This window comes from Kribbella sp. CA-247076 (genome assembly GCF_050942445.1).
Taxonomy (GTDB): domain Bacteria; phylum Actinomycetota; class Actinomycetes; order Propionibacteriales; family Kribbellaceae; genus Kribbella.
In genome coordinates this window covers 518,911-536,349 of record NZ_CP192051.1, presented here as the reverse complement: position 1 = coordinate 536,349, position 17,439 = coordinate 518,911, and the positions used below count along the sequence as shown (strand labels likewise).

Sequence of the window (17,439 nt, the reverse complement as noted above, 5' to 3'; positions counted from 1 at the left end):
TGGTGGCCGAGCGTCATGAACCGTTGACGCCCGCGTTGCCGTGCCGTAACAATGAGCCAGCGTTGCGCAAGAAATTAGCAAACTAGAGCAACTTCCGGACTCCCGCGCGACGGCTGATCCCCCTGCGCCCTCACCCCCGCCCACTCAGGAGAGGCCATGAGACATCCGAAGTTGCGGCTCCTCGCCGCCCTGCTGGCCGGCAGTCTGGCCCTGTCGGCCGGCCCGCTGGTCCGCGCGACCCCGGCCGGCACCGCGTCGGCCGCCGTACTGGCCGGACCCAACCTCGCCGCCGGCAAGAGCGCGTCGGCGAGCAGCGTCACCCAGACGTACGTCGCGTCGAACGTGACCGACGGCAACCAGGGCACTTACTGGGAGAGCGCCAACAACGCGTTCCCGCAGTGGGTGCAGGTCGACCTCGGCGCGTCGGTCGCCACCAACCAGGTCGTGCTCAAGCTCCCGGCCGCGGGCTGGGGTGCGCGCACCCAGACGCTCGCGGTCCAGGGCAGCGTCGACGGCCAGAACTTCACCGACCTCACCGCCTCCGCGGCGCGCGCGTTCAACCCGCCGGCCAACACCGTGACGATCGACTACGGCGCCGTGACCACCCGGTTCGTCCGGGTCCGGATCACCGCGAACACCGGCTGGCCGGCCGGACAGCTGTCCGAGCTCGAGGTCTACGGACCGGTCAGCGGTGACACCCAGGCTCCCACCGCCCCGGGCAACCTGGCCCTCACCGAACCGGCGGCCGGCCAGATCCGGCTCACCTGGAACGCCTCGACCGACAACGTCGGCGTCACCGGGTACGACGTCTACGCGAACGGCGAACTGCGGACCAGCCTGGGCGGCAACGTCCTCACCTACACCGACAACCAGCCGGCCAGTACGTCGATCTCGTACTTCGTCCGCGCCAAGGATGCCGCTGGCAACCAATCGGCGAACAGCAACACGGTCACCCGGCACGGCGGCACCGGCCCCGGCAGCAACCTCGCCCTCGGCAAACCGATCACGGCGTCCGGGTTCGTGCACACCTTCGTCGCGACCAACGCCAACGACGACAACGTGACGACGTACTGGGAGGGCAACACCAACCCGGCCACGCTGACGACCCAGCTCGGAGCGAACGCCGAGCTCAGCTCGATCGTGGTCCGGCTCAACCCCGACTCGGCGTGGGGCCCGCGGACGCAGACGTTCTCGATCCTCGGCCGCGACCAGGGATCGTCGGCATTCACCACGATCGTGCCGAGTGCGTCGTACACCTTCAGTCCGGCGAGTGGGAACAGCGTGACGATCCCGGTCAGCGCGCGGGCGGCCGACGTACGGCTCAACTTCACCGCCAACACCGGCGCCCCGGCCGGACAGGTCGCCGAGCTCCAGGTGATGGGGGTCCCGGCGCCGAACCCCGACCTCACGCTGTCCAACGTCTCCTGGACACCGACCTCACCGGTCGAGACCGACACGATCACCGTCCGGGCGACGGTCGGCAACTCCGGTACGGCGGGCTCGGCAGCGACCGAAGTCAACTTCTACCTCGGCGAGACCAAGGTCGGTACGGCGGCCGTCGGCGCACTCGCGGCCGGCGCCTCGGCCACGGTCAGCGAAGCGATCGGTGCGCGGGACGCAGGAAGTTACGCGCTGAGTGCAAAGGTCGACGAGTCGAACACGGTGATCGAGCAAAACGACGCAAACAACACCGCAAGCGCGGCCGGTCCTTTGGTCGTGACGCCGGTGGCCAGCTCCGACCTGGTGGCGGCAGCGGTGAACTGGACTCCGGGGAACCCGTCCGCCGGGAACAGCGTCGCCTTCTCGGTCGCGCTGAAGAACCAGGGCAGCGTCGCCTCGGCGTCGGGTGCACATGGCATCACGCTGACGATCCTGAACGGCAGTACGGTCGTCACGACGCTGACCGGCTCCTACAACGGCGCGATCGCGGCCGGCGCGACCACCCCGGCGGTTGCTCTCGGCAACTGGACGGCCGCCAGCGGCCGGTACACCGTGCGCGTCGTCCTCGCCGCCGACGCCAACGAGCTGCCGGTGAAGCGGACCAACAACACCAGCGAGCGGCCGTTCTTCGTCGGTCGCGGCGCGAACATGCCGTACGACCACATGGAGGCGGAGGACGCGTCGGTCGGTGGAGGGGCGGTCGTGGTCGGGCCGAACCGGACCATCGGCGACCTGGCCGGCGAGGCTTCCGGACGCCGCGCGGTCACACTGAACTCGAACGGCTCGTTCGTCGAGTTCACCACCCGGGCCCGGACCAACACGTTGGTCACCCGGTTCTCCATCCCGGACTCGGCCGGCGGTGGCGGGATCAACTCGACCGTCAACGTCTACGTGAACGGCACCTTCCACAAGGCGTTGCCGCTGACCTCGCGGTACGCCTGGCTGTACGGCGCGGAGGCGAGCCCGAACAACTCACCCGGCTCCGGCCCCGCCCGGCACATCTATGACGAGGCCCAGCTGATGCTCGACGGGACCTTCCCGGCGGGCACGAAGATCAAGCTGCAGAAGGATCCGGCGAACAGTACGACGTACGCGATCGACTTCGTCGACACCGAGGAGGTCGCCCCGATCGCCAACCCGGGCACGGGTTTCGTGACGCCGTCCGGCTTCAGCCACCAGGACGTGCAGAACGCGCTCGACCAGGTACGGCAGAACAGTGCGCTGCAAGGCGTCTACCTGCCGCCGGGTGACTACCAGACCTCGTCGAAGTTCCAGGTGTACGGCAAGGCGGTCCGGGTGGTCGGCGCCGGGCCGTGGTTCACCCGGTTCCACGCGCCGGCGACCCAGGACAACACCGACGTCGGGTTCCGCAGCGAGGCGTCGGCGAACGGGTCGACGTTCACCGGGTTCGCGTACTTCGGGAACTACACGTCCCGGATCGACGGGCCGGGCAAGGTGTTCGACTTCTCGAACACCGCGAACATGACCATCGACAACATCTGGGTCGAGCACATGGTCTGCCTGTACTGGGGCGCGAACACCGACAACTCCACCATCAGGAACTCGCGCATCCGGAACATGTTCGCCGACGGCATCAACATGACGAACGGCTCGGCCGGCAACCTGGTCAGCAACAACGACGCCCGGGCCACCGGCGACGACAGCTTCGCGCTCTTCAACGCCACCGACTCCGGCGGCGGCGAGGTCCGCGACAACGTCTTCGAGAACCTGTCCGCGACGCTGACCTGGCGGGCGGCCGGGTTCGCGGTCTACGGCGGGACGAACAACGTCTTCCGCAACCTGTACGCCGCGGACATGCTCACGTATCCCGGTGTCACGATCTCGTCGCTCGATTTCGGGATCCCGATGAACGGGTTCGGCGCGACCCCGCCGACCCGGTTCGAGAACGTCAGCCTGGTCCGCGCGGGCGGGCACTTCTGGGGCAACCAGACGTTCCCGGCGCTGTGGATCTACTCCGCGACCAAGGTCTTCCAGGGGATCCGCGTCAACGACCTGGACATCGTCGATCCGACGTACTCCGGGATCATGTTCCAGACCGACTACGTCGGCGGTCAGCCGCTGTTCCCGGTCGCCGACACGGTCTTCACCAACACGACGATCTCCGGTGCCCGCAAGTCCGGTGACGCCTTCGACGCCAAGTCCGGCTTCGGCATCTGGGCCAACGAACTCCCCGAACCAGGCGAAGGCCCCGCCCGCGGCACCGCCACCTTCACCAACCTGACCCTCACGAACAACCACACCGACATCCGCAACACCACCACAACCTTCACCCTCAACCGCAACTAACCACCCCCGAACGGCCGTCGCCCCCCAGGCGACGGCCGTTCGCCTGCTTTCACAACTGCCTGTCGATCTGCCCGAAGCTGCCCCGACCTGCCCCTGTGTTCCACCCCCACCCCCGCCACCCCACGTGCAAAGGTCAACCCTTGCCACACCACAGGGCGGGGAGATGCCAATCCACGTATTCGTCGACGAAACCAAGTCGCGGGGTCTGCTGATGGCCGCGGTCCGTTGCCGGTCAGGAGATGTTGCGGTTCAGCGCAAAGCACTTCGTGGGCTGCTGTTGCCCGGCCAGGAACGTCTGCACTTCAACCACGAGACCGACGCCCGCCGTAGGCAGATCCTCGACGTCATCGTGGGATTCCGTCTGTTGGTGGACCTTTACCAGGCGGAGCGGGACACACTGGCCGATCGGACCCGCTGCCTCGAGGCGATTGTCCGGGACGTCGTGGGCGTCGCCGAGCGTCTGTTGGTGGAGCGGGAGGAGTCCACCTGGGATCACGATCGGCGGACCCTGCACGCAGCGGTCTACCGGCACAAGTGCTACGACCTGAGCTGGGCAGTCATCGTGCCGAAGCTCGATCCGTTGCTCTGGGTGGCCGATGCAGTTGCCTGGGCATGGGCCCGTGGCGGGGACTGGAAGCGGCGCGTTGCACCGTTCTGTCAAGTTCGCGAGCTTTGAAAGCGCGAGACCCGGCTCGTCCACCGTCCGGTGAGCTGCCGGGTCCACTTCAGGGGACTATTCTGTCCGCAAGCAAGCACCACTTTAGCGGCTGCCACCAGTTCTGGCAGCCGTTTCTGCGATCTGCCCCAGGTTGCCCCGCCCTGCCCCGGTGTCCCAGCAACTCACACGCGTGCAAAGGCCGACCCGGCTCACCCACCGTCCGGTAGGCTGCCGGGTCCACTTCAGGGGACTCTTCTGTCCGCAAGCAAGCTCCAGTTTACCGGCTCTCGGCGTCTCTCAGCGCGGTTTTGGCGATCTGCCCCAGGTTGCCCCGACCTGCCCCGGTGAGGAGGTGGTGGGCGGTGGGGGTTAGGGAGTGGAGGGCGGTGCCTTGGGTTCGGTGGGTGGTGATGAGGCCGGCGTTGCGGAGGATTCGGGTGTGGTCGGAGGTGGACGGCAGGGAGATGCCGGTACGGCGGGCGAGCTGGGTGGTGGTGGCGGAGTGAGTGAGGGCGCGGAGCACGGTGGCGCGCGTACGGCCGAGGAGGTCGGCGAGGCCGTCGACGTCGGCCAGGTCGTCGGCGGGGAGGTCGGCACACGGATAGACCAGGGTCGGGCGGCGGCCGGGCACGTCGAGGACCAAGCATTCGGAGGTGAGCGCGGACGGGTAGAGCTCCAGGCCACGGCCGTTCAAGTGGACCTCGACGGCGGATCGGACAGCAGGACCGCGCGCAGTCAGCACCGCGCACCCCGGCACCGAGGCTGGCAGCTGAAGTCGGGGAACGGGAGCTGGCAGCTGGGGCCCGTCCGCCCCGCCCGGGTTGGACCATTCGACGTCCGGATGCAGCGAGGTCAGCAGGGCGTCGAGGCCGCCGTGGAGTAGTGCCCGCGACCGCAGTGCGAGGTCGGCGGCGTACCGGCGGTCGAGCTCGGCGGACGACGGGGTGAGGACCTCCTGATGCACCTCGCGTACGGCGTTGCCGAGCGCCCGGCGTGATCCGGTGTGCCCGGCGAGCAGGCCGTGCATGAACGGCTCGACGTCGGCCGGAAGCCAGGGACCGAGTTCCTCGCGGACGACCGCGGCCGGGGTGTCCATGAGCACCTCGACGGCCGGCTCGAGACCCGGCACCGGCACCGCTGGGGTGAGGAAGTCGGGGAACAGCCCGGCCGGTGCGATCAGTTTGAACAGCGGGCGCATGGACGGCCGCACCCGCGGCGCCGCCTCCCGGCGCCACCGTCGCGCGACCGGCGGCATCGGCACCGTCTCGGCCACCCGCTCGCCGAACGCCCGGTCGCGGAGGGCGCGCGCGGCCAGCGCCACCTCCATCAGCGGCTCGGGGTCCGGCGGGAATGTCACCCGTCCGAGGTCCGCGGCGCTGAAGTGGATCCGGATCATCTCCCGATTGTGCCTGCCCCGAGGTCGCCGAGCACTTCGGTTCTGACCGAAACCGGTCGCGGCACCGCGGACCCGGCTCGCACGCTGACCCGATGAAACGCCTGGCAGCACTCACAGTCCTCGTGCTGATCGCGACCGTCCAGCCGGCCGCGGCGCACGTCGTCCACCAGAGACCGACCGAGTACGTCGTCTCGACGACCCTCGGTGACACCCCGGAGGGCATCGAGGTGACCACCGACGGCACGATCTACGTGACCAGCGTCGGAACCGGCGCGGTCTACCGCGGCAGCACCCGCAGCCCGCGGCTCAAGCCGTTCCTGCCCGCCGGCAGCGACGGGCGGACATCGGCGACCGGCGTGCACGTGGACCGCTGGGGCCGAGTGCTGATCGCCGGCGCGAGTACGTCGAAGCTCTTCCTGTACGACGCCCGCGGCAACCTCCTCGCCTCCCGGCAGGCCGCGCCCGGCGCGTTCCTCAACGACTTCACCTTCGCCGGCGACCACGTCTACGTCACCGACTCGGCGAACAACCAGCTCTGGCGCGCGTCGCTCACCCGCCACGGCCTGGGCACGCTCGAGCCCTGGCTGGCCCGCGACCAGATCCAGCCGGTCCCGTACTTCCTGAACGGCATCGTCACCGACGGCAGGACCCTCCTCGTCGGCGAGCAGGGCCAGGACGTCACCTACCGGATCGATCTACGGACCAAGCGGGTCAGCACCCTGCAGGTGAGCAACGGCATCCTGTCCGGTGACGGCTACCTGCTCGAGGGACGACGTCTGTACGCCGTCCACAACGCGGGCGGCGGCAAGTACGTCACCCGGCTGGCAGTCCTCAACCGGGACAAGACCCAGGCGGTGATCGTCGCCGACTCGGTCCCGGGTGCACCCGGCTCGACCCCGACCACCATCGCTCGCGACCACGACCGTCTGCTGTGGGTGAACAGCCAACTCGACGTCGCCCCGGGGACACCGCCGTACACGATCTCGGTGGTTGGAGGTATGCGATGAGCACCGGCGACACCGAGGACCGGAACGCCTGAGTCAGAGGTCGTCGGCTATCTGGGCGAGTACTGCGCCGGCGCGGAGGACGAGGTCGCGGTCGGGGTCGTCGAGGCGGCGGAGGAGCTTGCCGAGCTCGTCCGCGGCCTGGCGGCCGGACGCCTCGACCATCTCGGCGCCGGCGGCCGTCAGGACGACGGCCGTCGCCCGCCCGTCGCCCGGATCCGGCTCGCGGCGGACGAGACCGGCGTCCTCCAGGGCGGCGACGGTCGTGGTCGCGGTGGGCTGGGAGCACGGCACGCGGTTGGCGATCTCGCCGATCCGGATCGGTTGCTCGTCGGCGATCAGCATCAGCGCGAGGAACTGCGTCGGGTGCAGCGCCGAGGTGGTCCGGCTCCGGCGCAGGTGCCGGACGATCCTGTGCATACTCACCAGGAGTTGCAGGGCCTCCTGTGCCATCGCGATCACCTCCGAACGAATGCGTCATCCTCACACACCACGTCACCGATCTCCTAAGGTCCGAACATTAGAGATGTACGGCGGCCACCCCGAGCGCGAACGCGAGTCCGGTAAGGCCGAGCATCGTGCTCGCCAGGACGACGAGCCGGCGCTGCAACCCGGGCAACTCCGCCGCCGTCGCGAACACCCGCCGCGGCCAGTGCCGCCAGGAGACGTACCAGAAGATCACCGTCGCGCCGAACAGCAGTACGCCCTTGACCGCGTGGATCCACCAGCGTTCGTCGTCGATCAGCAGCAGGATCAGCCCGCTGAGCGCGATCGCCGCGATCAGCCCGACCACCTTCCATCGGTTGCCTGAGGCAATCACAGCGGTGAGCGCCTCGCGGCCGTCCTGGTCCGGGCCGAAGTACCTCTTCAGCTTCGGCTGGACGACGAACAGCGAGTACGCCATCCCGCCGACCCACGCTGCCGCCAGCCCCGCGTGCACGATCGCAACGACAGCAGTCATGCGAGGCAGCCTAGGGCACGTGAGGAATCAGACATTCGCTCGAACCAGCCAAGTCGCCGCCACTAGCTTGGGCGACATGCAGATCGTCCGCGGCACGTCGCGGTTCCTGGCTGCGGGCGTCGTGTTCGTCGGCCTGGTCGTCGCCGTCGTCGGCAGTCTGGGCGCACCACTGATCACCGCGGTCGCCGAGCAGTACGGCGTCTCGTTGGCCGCCGCGCAGTGGACGCTGACGATTCCGCTGCTGTCGGGCGCGATCGCCACTCCGCTGCTCGGCCGGCTCGGCTCGGGTCCGCGGCGGCGTACCGTCGTACTGGTCACTCTCGGGGTCGTCGTCGTGGGAAGCCTGCTGACGGTGGTCCCGCTTCCGTTCGCGGTGCTGCTCGTCGGCCGGGCCGCCCAGGGTGCGGGACTCGGGCTGACCGCGTTGATGATGGCGACGGCCCGGGATCACCTCGACGTGGGGCGTTCCGCCAGTACGATCGCGCTGCTCGCCGTCGCCTCGACCGCCGGCATCGGAGTCGGCTATCCGCTGGCCGGTCTGCTGACCGACCTCGCCGGCATCCGCGCCGCGTACGGCCTCGGCCTGGCTGTCACCGCGGCCGCGCTCGTGGTCGCCGCGATCGTGTTGCCGACGGCACCGGAACGGCCGGTGCGGCGCGTCGACGTACGCGGGGCCGTGCTGCTCACCGTCGCGTTGCTCGCACTGCTGCTCGTCATCAGTCAGACCACGCTCTGGCATCAGCACGCGGGTCTCGCCGCGGCCACGCTGGCGGGCTCGCTGCTGCTCCTGGCCGCCTGGGCGATCATCGAGGCCCGAACCGACGAGCCGCTGGTCGACATCCGACTCCTGCGGCGGTCGGCCGGTGCGAACCTGGTGATGCTGACCTGCGGTGTCGGCATGTACCTGCTGCTCAGCCTGATCACCCGCTACGTCCAGACACCCGCCGCGGCCGGCTACGGCTTCGGACTGAGCACCTTCCAGGCCGGGCTCGTCCTCGTCCCGTTCTCGCTGCTCGGCTTCGTCGCCGGCCGGCTCGTGCCACGGTTCCGGGACAGGTACGGCGCCGGCGGGTTGCTCGCGGCCGGCACGACCGTCGTACTCACGGCCTTCCCCGTCTTCGCACTCGCGCGCGGGCACCTCGCCGGTCCGGTGATCGCGATGAGCATCCTGGGGTTCGGCGTCGGCGCGTTCTTCGCAGCCATGCCGGCCGTCATCCTCAGCGAGGTCCCGGCGGCCGAGACCGCCGGCGCGATGAGCGTCAACCAGGTGGTCCGCAGCGTCGGCTTCTCCATCGGCAGCGCTCTCGGCGGCCTCGTCCTCGCCGCGCACACCACCGAGGTCTTCCCGCGCGAGTCCGGCTACACCGAGGCCGCCTGGATCGGCGCAGCCACGACTGCGGTCACACTCCTCCTGATCACGACCTCAGCCCGTACGACGTCGCGTCGTACGGGCTGAGATTCGGAGGACGTCAGTCCTCGTCGGCCTTGCCGGCGGCGAGGTTGGACTTGATCAGGTCCATGACGGTCGAGTCGGCGAGCGTGGTGACGTCACCGACCTCGCGATTCTCGGCGACGTCGCGGAGCAGACGGCGCATAATCTTGCCGGACCGCGTCTTCGGCAGCTCGGCGACGACCATGATCTGCCGCGGCTTGGCGATCGGGCCGATCTCCTTGGCGACGTGGTTGCGGAGCTCCTGGACGACGTCCGGGCCGCCGTCGCCGGCCTCGGACCGCAGGATCACGAACGCGGCGATCGCCTGACCGGTGGTCGGGTCGGACGCGCCGACAACCGCGGCCTCGGCGACCTTCGGGTGCGAGACCAGCGCGGACTCGATCTCCGTGGTGGACAGCCGGTGGCCGGACACGTTCATCACGTCGTCGACCCGGCCGAGCAGCCAGAGGTCGCCGTCCTCGTCCTTCTTCGCCCCGTCGCCGGCGAAGTACACGCCCTCCCAGCGGGACCAGTACGTGTCGATGAACCGCTGGTCGTCGCCCCACAGCGTGCGCAGCATCGACGGCCACGGCTTGGTGATCACCAGGTATCCGCCGGACCCGTCCGGCACCGGCTTGCCGGCGTCGTCGACGACGTCGACGCTGACCCCCGGGATCGCCTTCATCGCGGCGCCCGGCTTGCCCGCGGTCACGCCCGGCAGCGGCGAGATCATGTGCATGCCGGTCTCGGTCTGCCACCAGGTGTCGACCACCGGAGCCTTGCTGCCGCCGATGTTCTCCCGGTACCAGATGTAGGCCTCCGGGTTGATCGGCTCGCCGACCGACCCGATGACCCGCAGCGAGGACAGGTCGAACTTGGCCGGGATGTCCGCGCCCCACTTCATGAACGTGCGGATCGCGGTCGGCGCGCAGTACAGGATCGACACCTTGTACTTCCGCACGATCTCCCACCAGCGGCCCTGGTGCGGGGTGTCCGGGGTGCCTTCGTACAGCACGGACGTGGTCGCGTTCGCGAGGGCGCCGTACACGATGTAGCTGTGGCCGGTCACCCAGCCGATGTCGGCGGCGGTCCAGTACACGTCGGTGTCCGGCTTCAGGTCGAACACGCCCCACTGGGTGTACGCCGTCCCGACCATGTAGCCGCCGGTGGTGTGCAGGATGCCCTTCGGCTTGCCCGTCGTCCCGGACGTGTACATCACGTACAGCGGGTGCTCGGCGTCGAACGCCTCCGGGGTGTGCTCGGTCGACTGCTTGCCGACGAAGTCCTCCCACCACAGGTCGCGACCGTCGACGATGTTCGTGTCCTGACCGGTCCGGCGGACCACCAGGACGTTGCGTACGTCGGGGCAGTCCTCGAGCGCGGCGTCCACGGCCGGCTTGAGCGCGGCCGGCGCGCCCCGGCGGTAGCCGCCGTCCGCGGTGATCACGATCCGGGCGTCGCAGTCCAGGATGCGGCCCTTCAGCGCGTCCGCGGAGAACCCGCCGAAGACGACCGTGTGCGGGGCGCCGACCCGGGCGCAGGCGAGCATCGCGACCACGGTCTCCGGGATCATCGGCATGTAGATCGCGACCCGGTCGCCGGCCTCGACGCCGAGCTCGAGCAGCGCGTTCGCCGCCTTGCTCACCTCGTCCTTGAGCTGGGCGTAGGTGATCTCCCGGGTGTCGCCCGGCTCACCCTCGAAGTAGTAGGCGATCTTGTCGCCGAGACCGTTCTCGACGTGCCGGTCGACGCAGTTGTACGCCGCGTTCAGCTTGCCGTCGGCGTACCACTTGGCGAACGGCGGATTGCTCCAGTCCAGCGTCTCGGTCGGCTCGACCGCCCAGGTCAACCGCTTCGCCTGCTCGGCCCAGAACCCCTCGAAGTCGTTGGCCGCCTGCTCGTAGGCGTCGGCGGTGAGGTTGGCGTTCGCGGCCAGGTCGGCGGGCGGCTCGAACCGGCGCTCCTCGTGCATCAGGTTCGACAGGGCCTCAGACTGACCGGTGTCGGTCTGGGCGGCTTCGGTCTGGGGTGACTCTGCGTTCGTCACGTCGCGGACTCCTCCTCGCTGGCTTCGGCGCGCCGGCGCGCCCGGTCCCCTTTCTACCAATGCCGCCCCGGCCACGGAACCGCCGTATCGCCCAGCAGGCCCCGATCTGCGCTCAACCGATCGGATTTCCGGCCGAACGGCACATTTCCACCCTACGACGGAACCGATCGGGGCGATCGCGCATCGGTATGGACGTGAACGTGATGCAGACAGGGGCGCAACCGGTGGAGACCACGGACGGCTCGCGGCGGAAGATCTCCCGCGCGGCCAAGCGGCGGGTCCACGCCCGCGAGCACCGCGTCCGCCGTACGCAGAAGGCGACCCGAGCTCAGCTGCCGACCTGGTGATCTCGTCCCGGCCCGGCTGCCGATTCTCTCGGGCAGCTGCTGGGTTCGGTGCGGGGCGGCGGTCAGCTGGTGGTCTGGTGGTGGGTCAGCAGGCGGGTGAGCAGGGTGGTCAGGCGGGCGCGGTCGGCCGGGGACAGCGGGGCGAAGATTTCGTCCTGAGCCCGCTCGACGAGGCCCGCGAGACGCTTGTGGTGCCGGCGGCCGGACGCGGTCAGCGTGATGATGTTCCGGCGGCCGTCCGCGGGGTCCGGCGTGCGTTCGACGTACCCGTCGGCGGCCAGTTCGTTGAGAGCGGCAACCACATCGCTGCGGTCGATCCCGGTGTGCCGCCCGAGTGCCGCCTGACTGTCGGGGCCGAACTCGACCAGGGTCGCGAGCAGGCGGAAGTGGTACGCCCGGGCTCCCCCGGCGGCGAACGCCTCGGTGACGATCCGGTGCGCGTGCGCCGCGCTCTGCGTCAGCAACCAGCTCGGCGTCTGCAACAACACAGTCGGCGTCTGCTCATCCACGGTCATCACTCTACCGTTGGCCCGACCTACGACTCACGCGCGTCGAGCAACTCGTCCCAGTGGTCCTCGGCCCAGTCGCACATCAACCGCATCGGCTCGAGCAGACTGCGGCCGAGGCCGGTGAGCTCGTAGGTGACGCGTCGTACGGGTTCGTCGTACTGCGTCCGTCGTACGAAGCCGTCGCGTTCGAGCGTGCGCAGGGACTGAGTGAGCACCTTGGGCGACACCCGGGCCAGTGGGACCCGGAGCTCGGAGTACCGCCGTGGGCCGTCCTCCAGACACCTGATCACCAGGGCTGCCCACTTGTCCGCACCGATCCGGAACGGCAGCAACGTCGACGGGCAGATCTCGTCGAACAGGTCCGCGCGCAAGGCCTCCACCCGGCTCACGGTATCCAATTGGTAACCACGCCGCCTTCTACGGTCACGGCATCACCCGACCAAGGAGGTTGCAGTGGGCAAGATCCTAGTCATCGGTGCCCGGGGCCGAGCCGGCCGCGCCGCCGTCACCGAAGCCCGATCCCGGGGCCACGAAGTCACCGCGGTCGCTCGTACGGCGTCCGCCTCGCTCGCGGACGGCGTCCCGGAGGCAGGGATCGTCGCGGGAGACGTGACCGACGCCGGCCGGATCGCCGAACTCGCGACCGGCCAGGACGCGGTGATCGCCACCGTGTACGACGGCGGCACCGACCCCGCGCTGTTCTACCCGGCGGCGGCACGGGCCCTGGTCGAAGGGATCAGGGACGCCCGCCTGATCTGGGTCGGCCTCGCCTCGCTCCTTCCCGACCGCAACGGCACGCCGTTGATGGACACCCCCGGCTATCCGCAGGAACACCGCTCCTTCTACCTTGCCCACCAAGCCGCCCTCGACACCTTCGCGACCTCCGAACTCGACTGGGTCTCGCTCGCCCCCGCCGGCGACTTCAACCACGCCGACCCGCGCCGCACGGGTACCTACCGCCTCACCGCCGCCGACCCGACCGCCCTCATCTCGTACGCCGACTTCGCCATCGCCCTCCTGGACGAGTACGAACGGCGTACGCACTCGCGGGTCATGCTCGGAGTGGTCTAGTCGTCTTGCTGGGGGTCTGCACTCGTCGGCCGGTAGCTTCGGCGTATGGCTGGGGCTGAGGAGTTCATGCGGCGGGCGTTGGAGATCGCGGCTCGGGCCGCGGAGACGCAGGCGGATGCGATCGCGCGAGGCGCCGAGCTGGTCGTCGATGCGCGCGTGTTCTGGGTGTTCGGGACCGGGCACAGTCACCTGATCGCCGAAGAGCTGTACGGCCGGGCCGGCGGGCTGGCGGACGTCCGGGCGGTGCTCGAGCCCGGGTTGATGCTCCACGAGGGCTTGCAGAAGAGTTCGCTCCTGGAGCGCCTGCCCGGGCTGGCCGACGTACTGCTGCAGACCCACGACATCGGCGCGGGCGACGTCGTACTGATCGCCTCCAACTCCGGGCGGAACGCCGTACCCGTCGAGTTCGCCCTCGGCGCCCAGGCCACGGGCGCCAAGGTGATCGCGTTGACCTCGGTCGCCCACAGCAGGTCGGTCACCTCACGAGCCCCCGGCGGTCAACGACTCTTCGAACTCGCCGACGTCGTGATCGACAACTGCGGCGAACCCGGCGACGCCCTGATCGAGGTAGACGGCAGCCCCGAACGCACCGGCGCCACCTCCACCATGGTCGGCGCACTGCTGGTCCAGTCCTTGACCGTAGAAATCGTCACCCGCCTAACCACCCGCGGCCAAACCCCCAACGTCCTCCGCAGCCTCAACGTCTGAACGGGTCCACCCCCAACCGGGCCCGGCGGGTCGACGCCGACGACCTGGGTTGACGCGTACCTAGCGCCACGACGGCCAGCGGCCGGGGTCTGGTGGCGGAGAATCGGGAGCTGTGACGCTCACGGGTTGGTCCGCGCGCACCTTCTCCGTCACGACCCAGGTCGGACTCGCCGCACCCGGGATGCGGTCCCTGGACAACGGATATCCGGTGACGGACAACGGAACTGGGTTCTCCGGATGCGGCAGGACGACCGTCAGTCCGTCACCGCGGGCTTCGAGCTCGGCGGCGTAGGCGGAGTCGACCCGGTCGAGCGTCATCATGATCAGCCCGGACACCGGATGGGGCCCCGTCGTCGTGACCTTCGTCGGCAGTCCGAGATCCGCTTGCCGGCGCATGAGTCCAAGCACCCATTGCAGGGTCCATTCGGCCTCTTGCTCACCTGGGTTCCAGCGTCTGAAGCGCAGTAGATCCGGGAATTGCACGAGCGGCGGAATCTCCAACCGTGCCCGAACCATCTCCTCGTGCACCGGAAAGCTGATCACCAGGACGACCCGACCACCGCCGTGCTCGACGGTCTCGGTGAGCCTGGCCTCCGTGTGCGGATTGCGCTCGACCCACTCCCGGACAACCGGCAGATCCGGCGAGGCCGTCGCCGGCTCCTCGCGATAACGCATACGAACCGCCTCCCTCCCTCCAGCAAAGCACGCCCGCAGCGATCGGAGGCGAAAGCTCCCCCAACGCGAGCGATCCGGATGACCGGCATTTCGACAGGAGGTGTGCGGTCCTTGAGCCTGTTTTCTGGGTGGTTCACGCCTGGGAGCGGCCGGTCGTGGGGATATACGTCCTGTCGAACTGCATCGAACTGCGGGATTGAGACTCGGTCGGGACGGCGCCCGGCACCTGCTGGTAGCTCATGTGGTGATGCGGGTACTAGACCGGTATGCGCATCGACCTGCTGAGCGGTCCTCGATGGATTTCCGCTGTCGTCATCGGCGTTCTGTACGGCGCACTCTTCGTGCTGTTCGTTCGTTTCCTCGGCGACGAGAGCTGGCGCGGCGCTCTTGTGGCGGGCGCGATCTCCGGACCGGTGTTCGGTGTCCTGTTCACCTTCATCATGGCGAAGAGACGTCGCGAAGTGCAGGCTATGGTCGGCGATGTCCCGCCTGAGCAGCTGGCGTCGATCGAGCGCGCCGCTCGGCGAGGACCGCTCCCCTCCGACCCCGAGCTGCGGCAGGCCGCCGCGAACGTCGCCCGTCATCAGGTCAACCACTATCGCCGGCAACGCTGGTGGTTCATCGTCGCGGCCGTGCTGCTCCTCGGATCCGCGGTGACGCAACTGATCGACCAGAGGTACGCCGGCGGGACCATCAGCCTCGCGGCAGCCCTCGTCCTCGCCTTCGTGCCGTGGGACCAGAAACGCCTCCGTCGACGGGCCGACGAACTCTCGCGGCCCCCGGTCTCCTGAGGATCACGTCGATTTCGACAGGAGGTGTGCCGTTTCCTGGGCGGTTCACGCTTGGGAGCGGCCGGTAGTGGGGATATACGTCCTGTCGAACTGCATCGAATCCGCGGGACTTCGGGCTTACGTGGCGCGGTAGGCGACGGTGATGTCGTAGCGGTCGGAGCGGTAGACGGAGCGGCCGAATTCGATGACTTCGCCGGAGGCGGTGCGGGGGGCCGAGGTGATGATCAGGCAGGGGGTTGTGGAATCGATCTCAAGGAGCTCGGCGTCGACCGGGTCGGGTGGGGCGGCGACGATGGAGGCGGAGACCATGCCGAGGGTGACGCCCCAGCGGGAGGCGAGCTCGGTGTAGAGGGAGTTCTCGGCGAAGTCGACCTCGTCGAGGCCGGGGTAGCGGTGCAGCGAGAGGGCGGTGCGCTCGACGGCCATCGGTTCGCCGTCGGCGGTGCGGAGGCGGATGAGGTGCAGGACGGGGGTGCCGACGGGTTCCTCGAGCTCGCGGGCGAGGTCGTCGTCGGCGGTGCCGATGCGGTGCTCGAGTACCTTGGCGCCGGGCTTGATGCCGCGGTTGATCATGTCCTGGCTGAACGACGAGGCGAGCATCCGGGACGGGCGCGGCTCGGCGACGAACGTGCCGCCGCCGGGGCGGCGGGCGGCCAGGCCCTCGGCGACCACGCGGTCCACCTCCTGGCGGACGGTCATCCGGGCGACGCCGAAGCGCTCGGCGAGGACGCGTTCGGAGGGCAGCACGGTGCCGACCGCGAGGCTGCGGGTCAGGTTCTCCAGAATCTCGCGGATCTGGTCACCCTTCGGCCGATCGGTCCGAAGCTCCGTGGGGAGTTCGGCGAGGTCGCCGGGGTTGTTCCTTGGGCGGGCCATGAGGTCAGTATCCCTGGGAATGTGCCCGGCAAACCGGTTGCCGGGGGACGCGAGCCGGGGCGTGCTCCTGATGGTTCGGTTGTGCCGGCCGTCCGCGACACCGCTGGCACGGATGACCTTGTCAGCCAGACTGTAACGTCAGCTCCGCCTTTACGGCCAGTGAGCAGGCAGGCTTGGCGATTCCTGTCGGCGACAAAGCCGGAAACACCCACAATGCACGGCAAAACGGTGAACAAATTTCACGAAGGTGGGTACTTCGACGACATGACCCGGGCACAGTTCGTCAGCGACAGCGCACCGAGCGGTGAATGGAAGCGCCAAGGCAACAGGTTCACCGACCAGATCACCCGAGACTCGGCGTCCGCCCCCGGCGAGGGTCCGGACGAACACGGCCGCTGGCCGGTCGAGGCCGGACGCTACCGGCTCGTCGTCAGCCTGGCCTGCCCGTGGGCCCACCGGTCGGTGATCGTACGCCGGCTGCTTGGTCTCGAGGACGCGATCAGCCTGGCGGTCGTCGACCCGATCCGGGACGAGCGCGGCTGGCGGTTCACCCTGGACCCGGCCGGTCGCGACCCGGTGCTCGGCATCGAGTTCCTCTCCGACGCGTACCACCGCACCGATCCGTCGTACGACGGCCGCGTGACGGTCCCCGCGATCGTCGACACCGTCACCGGGCTGGTCGTGACGAACGACTTCCCGCAGATCACGCTGGACCTCTCGACCGAGTGGACCGAGTTCCACCGGCCGGACGCGCCGCGGCTGATCCCGGACGACCACGCGGAGCTGGACCGGCTGATCGAGGAGATCTACCGGGACGTGAACAACGGCGTCTACCGGTGTGGGTTCGCGACCACGCAGGAGGCGTACGAGTCGGCGTACGACGCCCTGTTCGAGCGGCTCGACGTCCTCGAGGAACGGCTGGCCGACCGGGACTACCTGCTCGGGGACACGCTGACCGAGGTCGACATCCGGCTGTTCACCACGTTGGTCCGCTTCGACGCGGTGTACCACGGACACTTCAAGTGCAACCGGAACAAGCTGACCGAGTTCCCGAACCTCTGGGCGTACGCGCGGAGGCTGTACCGCCGGCCGTCCTTCGGTGAGACTGTGGACTTCGGCCACATCAAGCGGCACTACTACCTGACCCAGGACACCATCAACCCGAACGGCATCGTTCCGAAGGGCCCGGACCCGCGCAGCTGGAACGCCGCCTGACG

The 17,439-nt window shown here is 69.1% G+C and carries 17 protein-coding genes; 9 read left to right on the top strand and 8 right to left on the bottom strand.

The genetic code is table 11. The features are described from left to right. Positions 1 to 156: 156 nt before the first annotated feature. Positions 157 to 3,747 carry a galactose-binding domain-containing protein gene (locus ACQPYZ_RS02680; protein WP_433164845.1) on the top strand — a complete coding sequence of 1,197 codons (3,591 nt, stop codon included), beginning with the start codon at positions 157 to 159 and terminating at the stop codon, positions 3,745 to 3,747. Positions 3,748 to 3,910: 163 nt separating this feature from the next. Continuing rightward, entirely contained in the window at positions 3,911 to 4,423 is a 513-nt protein-coding gene (locus ACQPYZ_RS02675; RefSeq protein WP_433164843.1) for a hypothetical protein, read from the top strand. A gap of 259 nt (positions 4,424 to 4,682) precedes the next feature. On the opposite strand, the gene ACQPYZ_RS02670 is transcribed toward ACQPYZ_RS02675, so the two are convergent. Beyond that, positions 4,683 to 5,801 carry a winged helix-turn-helix domain-containing protein gene (locus ACQPYZ_RS02670; protein ID WP_433164841.1) on the bottom strand — a complete coding sequence of 373 codons (1,119 nt, stop codon included), beginning with the start codon at positions 5,799 to 5,801 and terminating at the stop codon, positions 4,683 to 4,685. Positions 5,802 to 5,893: 92 nt separating this feature from the next. On the opposite strand from ACQPYZ_RS02670, the gene ACQPYZ_RS02665 reads away from it, so the two are divergent. Then, the gene (locus ACQPYZ_RS02665) at positions 5,894 to 6,808 is read left to right on the top strand and encodes an SMP-30/gluconolactonase/LRE family protein (protein WP_433164839.1); all 915 of its coding nucleotides are present in this window, start codon (positions 5,894 to 5,896) and stop codon (positions 6,806 to 6,808) included. Positions 6,809 to 6,841: 33 nt separating this feature from the next. Here ACQPYZ_RS02665 and ACQPYZ_RS02660 read toward each other — a convergent pair whose 3' ends face one another. Both ACQPYZ_RS02660 and ACQPYZ_RS02655 read right to left on the bottom strand, forming a co-directional pair. Beyond that, on the bottom strand, positions 6,842 to 7,258 hold the full coding sequence (locus ACQPYZ_RS02660) for a MarR family winged helix-turn-helix transcriptional regulator (protein WP_433164837.1): 417 nt from the start codon (positions 7,256 to 7,258) through the stop codon (positions 6,842 to 6,844). A 67-nt stretch (positions 7,259 to 7,325) separates the two neighbouring features. Beyond that, a complete protein-coding gene (locus ACQPYZ_RS02655; protein WP_433164835.1) occupies positions 7,326 to 7,766 on the bottom strand; it encodes a hypothetical protein in 441 nt (146 codons plus the stop codon). Positions 7,767 to 7,842: 76 nt separating this feature from the next. Here ACQPYZ_RS02655 and ACQPYZ_RS02650 point away from each other — a divergent pair, with 76 nt between their 5' ends. Beyond that, positions 7,843 to 9,222, top strand: coding sequence for an MFS transporter (locus tag ACQPYZ_RS02650; protein ID WP_433164834.1), 1,380 nt, complete (start codon positions 7,843 to 7,845; stop codon positions 9,220 to 9,222). Positions 9,223 to 9,235: 13 nt separating this feature from the next. Here the strand turns inward: ACQPYZ_RS02650 and acs are convergent, their stop codons facing one another. After that, on the bottom strand, positions 9,236 to 11,170 hold the full coding sequence (acs, locus tag ACQPYZ_RS02645; protein ID WP_433169610.1) for an acetate--CoA ligase: 1,935 nt from the start codon (positions 11,168 to 11,170) through the stop codon (positions 9,236 to 9,238). Positions 11,171 to 11,448: 278 nt separating this feature from the next. Between acs and ACQPYZ_RS02640 the strand changes: the two genes are divergently transcribed. Beyond that, positions 11,449 to 11,592 carry a hypothetical protein gene (locus ACQPYZ_RS02640; protein ID WP_433164832.1) on the top strand — a complete coding sequence of 48 codons (144 nt, stop codon included), beginning with the start codon at positions 11,449 to 11,451 and terminating at the stop codon, positions 11,590 to 11,592. A 62-nt stretch (positions 11,593 to 11,654) separates the two neighbouring features. Here the strand turns inward: ACQPYZ_RS02640 and ACQPYZ_RS02635 are convergent, their stop codons facing one another. Together ACQPYZ_RS02635 and ACQPYZ_RS02630 are read right to left on the bottom strand one after the other, a co-directional pair. Continuing rightward, positions 11,655 to 12,101 (bottom strand): MarR family winged helix-turn-helix transcriptional regulator, encoded by a 447-nt coding sequence (locus ACQPYZ_RS02635; protein WP_433164830.1) that lies wholly within the window; start codon positions 12,099 to 12,101, stop codon positions 11,655 to 11,657. 26 nt (positions 12,102 to 12,127) lie between these two features. Then, entirely contained in the window at positions 12,128 to 12,481 is a 354-nt protein-coding gene (locus ACQPYZ_RS02630) for a winged helix-turn-helix transcriptional regulator (RefSeq protein WP_433164828.1), read from the bottom strand. A 73-nt stretch (positions 12,482 to 12,554) separates the two neighbouring features. Here ACQPYZ_RS02630 and ACQPYZ_RS02625 point away from each other — a divergent pair, with 73 nt between their 5' ends. Together ACQPYZ_RS02625 and ACQPYZ_RS02620 are read left to right on the top strand one after the other, a co-directional pair. Then, positions 12,555 to 13,172 (top strand): NAD(P)-dependent oxidoreductase, encoded by a 618-nt coding sequence (locus tag ACQPYZ_RS02625; protein ID WP_433164827.1) that lies wholly within the window; start codon positions 12,555 to 12,557, stop codon positions 13,170 to 13,172. A gap of 45 nt (positions 13,173 to 13,217) precedes the next feature. After that, on the top strand, positions 13,218 to 13,880 hold the full coding sequence (locus tag ACQPYZ_RS02620; protein ID WP_433164825.1) for a sugar isomerase domain-containing protein: 663 nt from the start codon (positions 13,218 to 13,220) through the stop codon (positions 13,878 to 13,880). Positions 13,881 to 13,940: 60 nt separating this feature from the next. Here the strand turns inward: ACQPYZ_RS02620 and ACQPYZ_RS02615 are convergent, their stop codons facing one another. Beyond that, positions 13,941 to 14,555, bottom strand: a complete 615-nt coding sequence (locus ACQPYZ_RS02615) for a hypothetical protein (protein ID WP_433164824.1) — start codon at positions 14,553 to 14,555, stop codon at positions 13,941 to 13,943. A 266-nt stretch (positions 14,556 to 14,821) separates the two neighbouring features. Between ACQPYZ_RS02615 and ACQPYZ_RS02610 the strand changes: the two genes are divergently transcribed. Continuing rightward, entirely contained in the window at positions 14,822 to 15,346 is a 525-nt protein-coding gene (locus ACQPYZ_RS02610) for a hypothetical protein (RefSeq protein ID WP_433164822.1), read from the top strand. 117 nt (positions 15,347 to 15,463) lie between these two features. Here the strand turns inward: ACQPYZ_RS02610 and ACQPYZ_RS02605 are convergent, their stop codons facing one another. Then, on the bottom strand, positions 15,464 to 16,222 hold the full coding sequence (locus ACQPYZ_RS02605) for a GntR family transcriptional regulator (protein WP_433164820.1): 759 nt from the start codon (positions 16,220 to 16,222) through the stop codon (positions 15,464 to 15,466). Between the two features lie 228 nt (positions 16,223 to 16,450). Here ACQPYZ_RS02605 and ACQPYZ_RS02600 point away from each other — a divergent pair, with 228 nt between their 5' ends. Beyond that, positions 16,451 to 17,437 (top strand): glutathione S-transferase family protein, encoded by a 987-nt coding sequence (locus tag ACQPYZ_RS02600; RefSeq protein WP_433164818.1) that lies wholly within the window; start codon positions 16,451 to 16,453, stop codon positions 17,435 to 17,437. The last annotated feature ends 2 nt before the right edge of the window (positions 17,438 to 17,439 follow it).

Excerpts from the sequence above, each read along its gene's own strand:
- ACQPYZ_RS02680 (WP_433164845.1), top strand. The coding sequence starts at position 157 with ATGAGACATCCGAAGTTGCGGCTCCTCGCCGCCCTGCTGGCCGGCAGT.
- ACQPYZ_RS02675 (WP_433164843.1), top strand. The coding sequence starts at position 3,911 with ATGCCAATCCACGTATTCGTCGACGAAACCAAGTCGCGGGGTCTGCTG.
- ACQPYZ_RS02670 (WP_433164841.1), bottom strand. The coding sequence starts at position 5,801 with ATGATCCGGATCCACTTCAGCGCCGCGGACCTCGGACGGGTGACATTC.
- ACQPYZ_RS02665 (WP_433164839.1), top strand. The coding sequence starts at position 5,894 with ATGAAACGCCTGGCAGCACTCACAGTCCTCGTGCTGATCGCGACCGTC.
- ACQPYZ_RS02660 (WP_433164837.1), bottom strand. The coding sequence starts at position 7,258 with ATGGCACAGGAGGCCCTGCAACTCCTGGTGAGTATGCACAGGATCGTC.
- ACQPYZ_RS02655 (WP_433164835.1), bottom strand. The coding sequence starts at position 7,766 with ATGACTGCTGTCGTTGCGATCGTGCACGCGGGGCTGGCGGCAGCGTGG.
- ACQPYZ_RS02650 (WP_433164834.1), top strand. The coding sequence starts at position 7,843 with ATGCAGATCGTCCGCGGCACGTCGCGGTTCCTGGCTGCGGGCGTCGTG.
- acs (WP_433169610.1), bottom strand. The coding sequence starts at position 11,170 with ATGCACGAGGAGCGCCGGTTCGAGCCGCCCGCCGACCTGGCCGCGAAC.
- ACQPYZ_RS02640 (WP_433164832.1), top strand. The coding sequence starts at position 11,449 with ATGCAGACAGGGGCGCAACCGGTGGAGACCACGGACGGCTCGCGGCGG.
- ACQPYZ_RS02620 (WP_433164825.1), top strand. The coding sequence starts at position 13,218 with ATGGCTGGGGCTGAGGAGTTCATGCGGCGGGCGTTGGAGATCGCGGCT.
- ACQPYZ_RS02615 (WP_433164824.1), bottom strand. The coding sequence starts at position 14,555 with ATGCGTTATCGCGAGGAGCCGGCGACGGCCTCGCCGGATCTGCCGGTT.
- ACQPYZ_RS02610 (WP_433164822.1), top strand. The coding sequence starts at position 14,822 with ATGCGCATCGACCTGCTGAGCGGTCCTCGATGGATTTCCGCTGTCGTC.
- ACQPYZ_RS02605 (WP_433164820.1), bottom strand. The coding sequence starts at position 16,222 with ATGGCCCGCCCAAGGAACAACCCCGGCGACCTCGCCGAACTCCCCACG.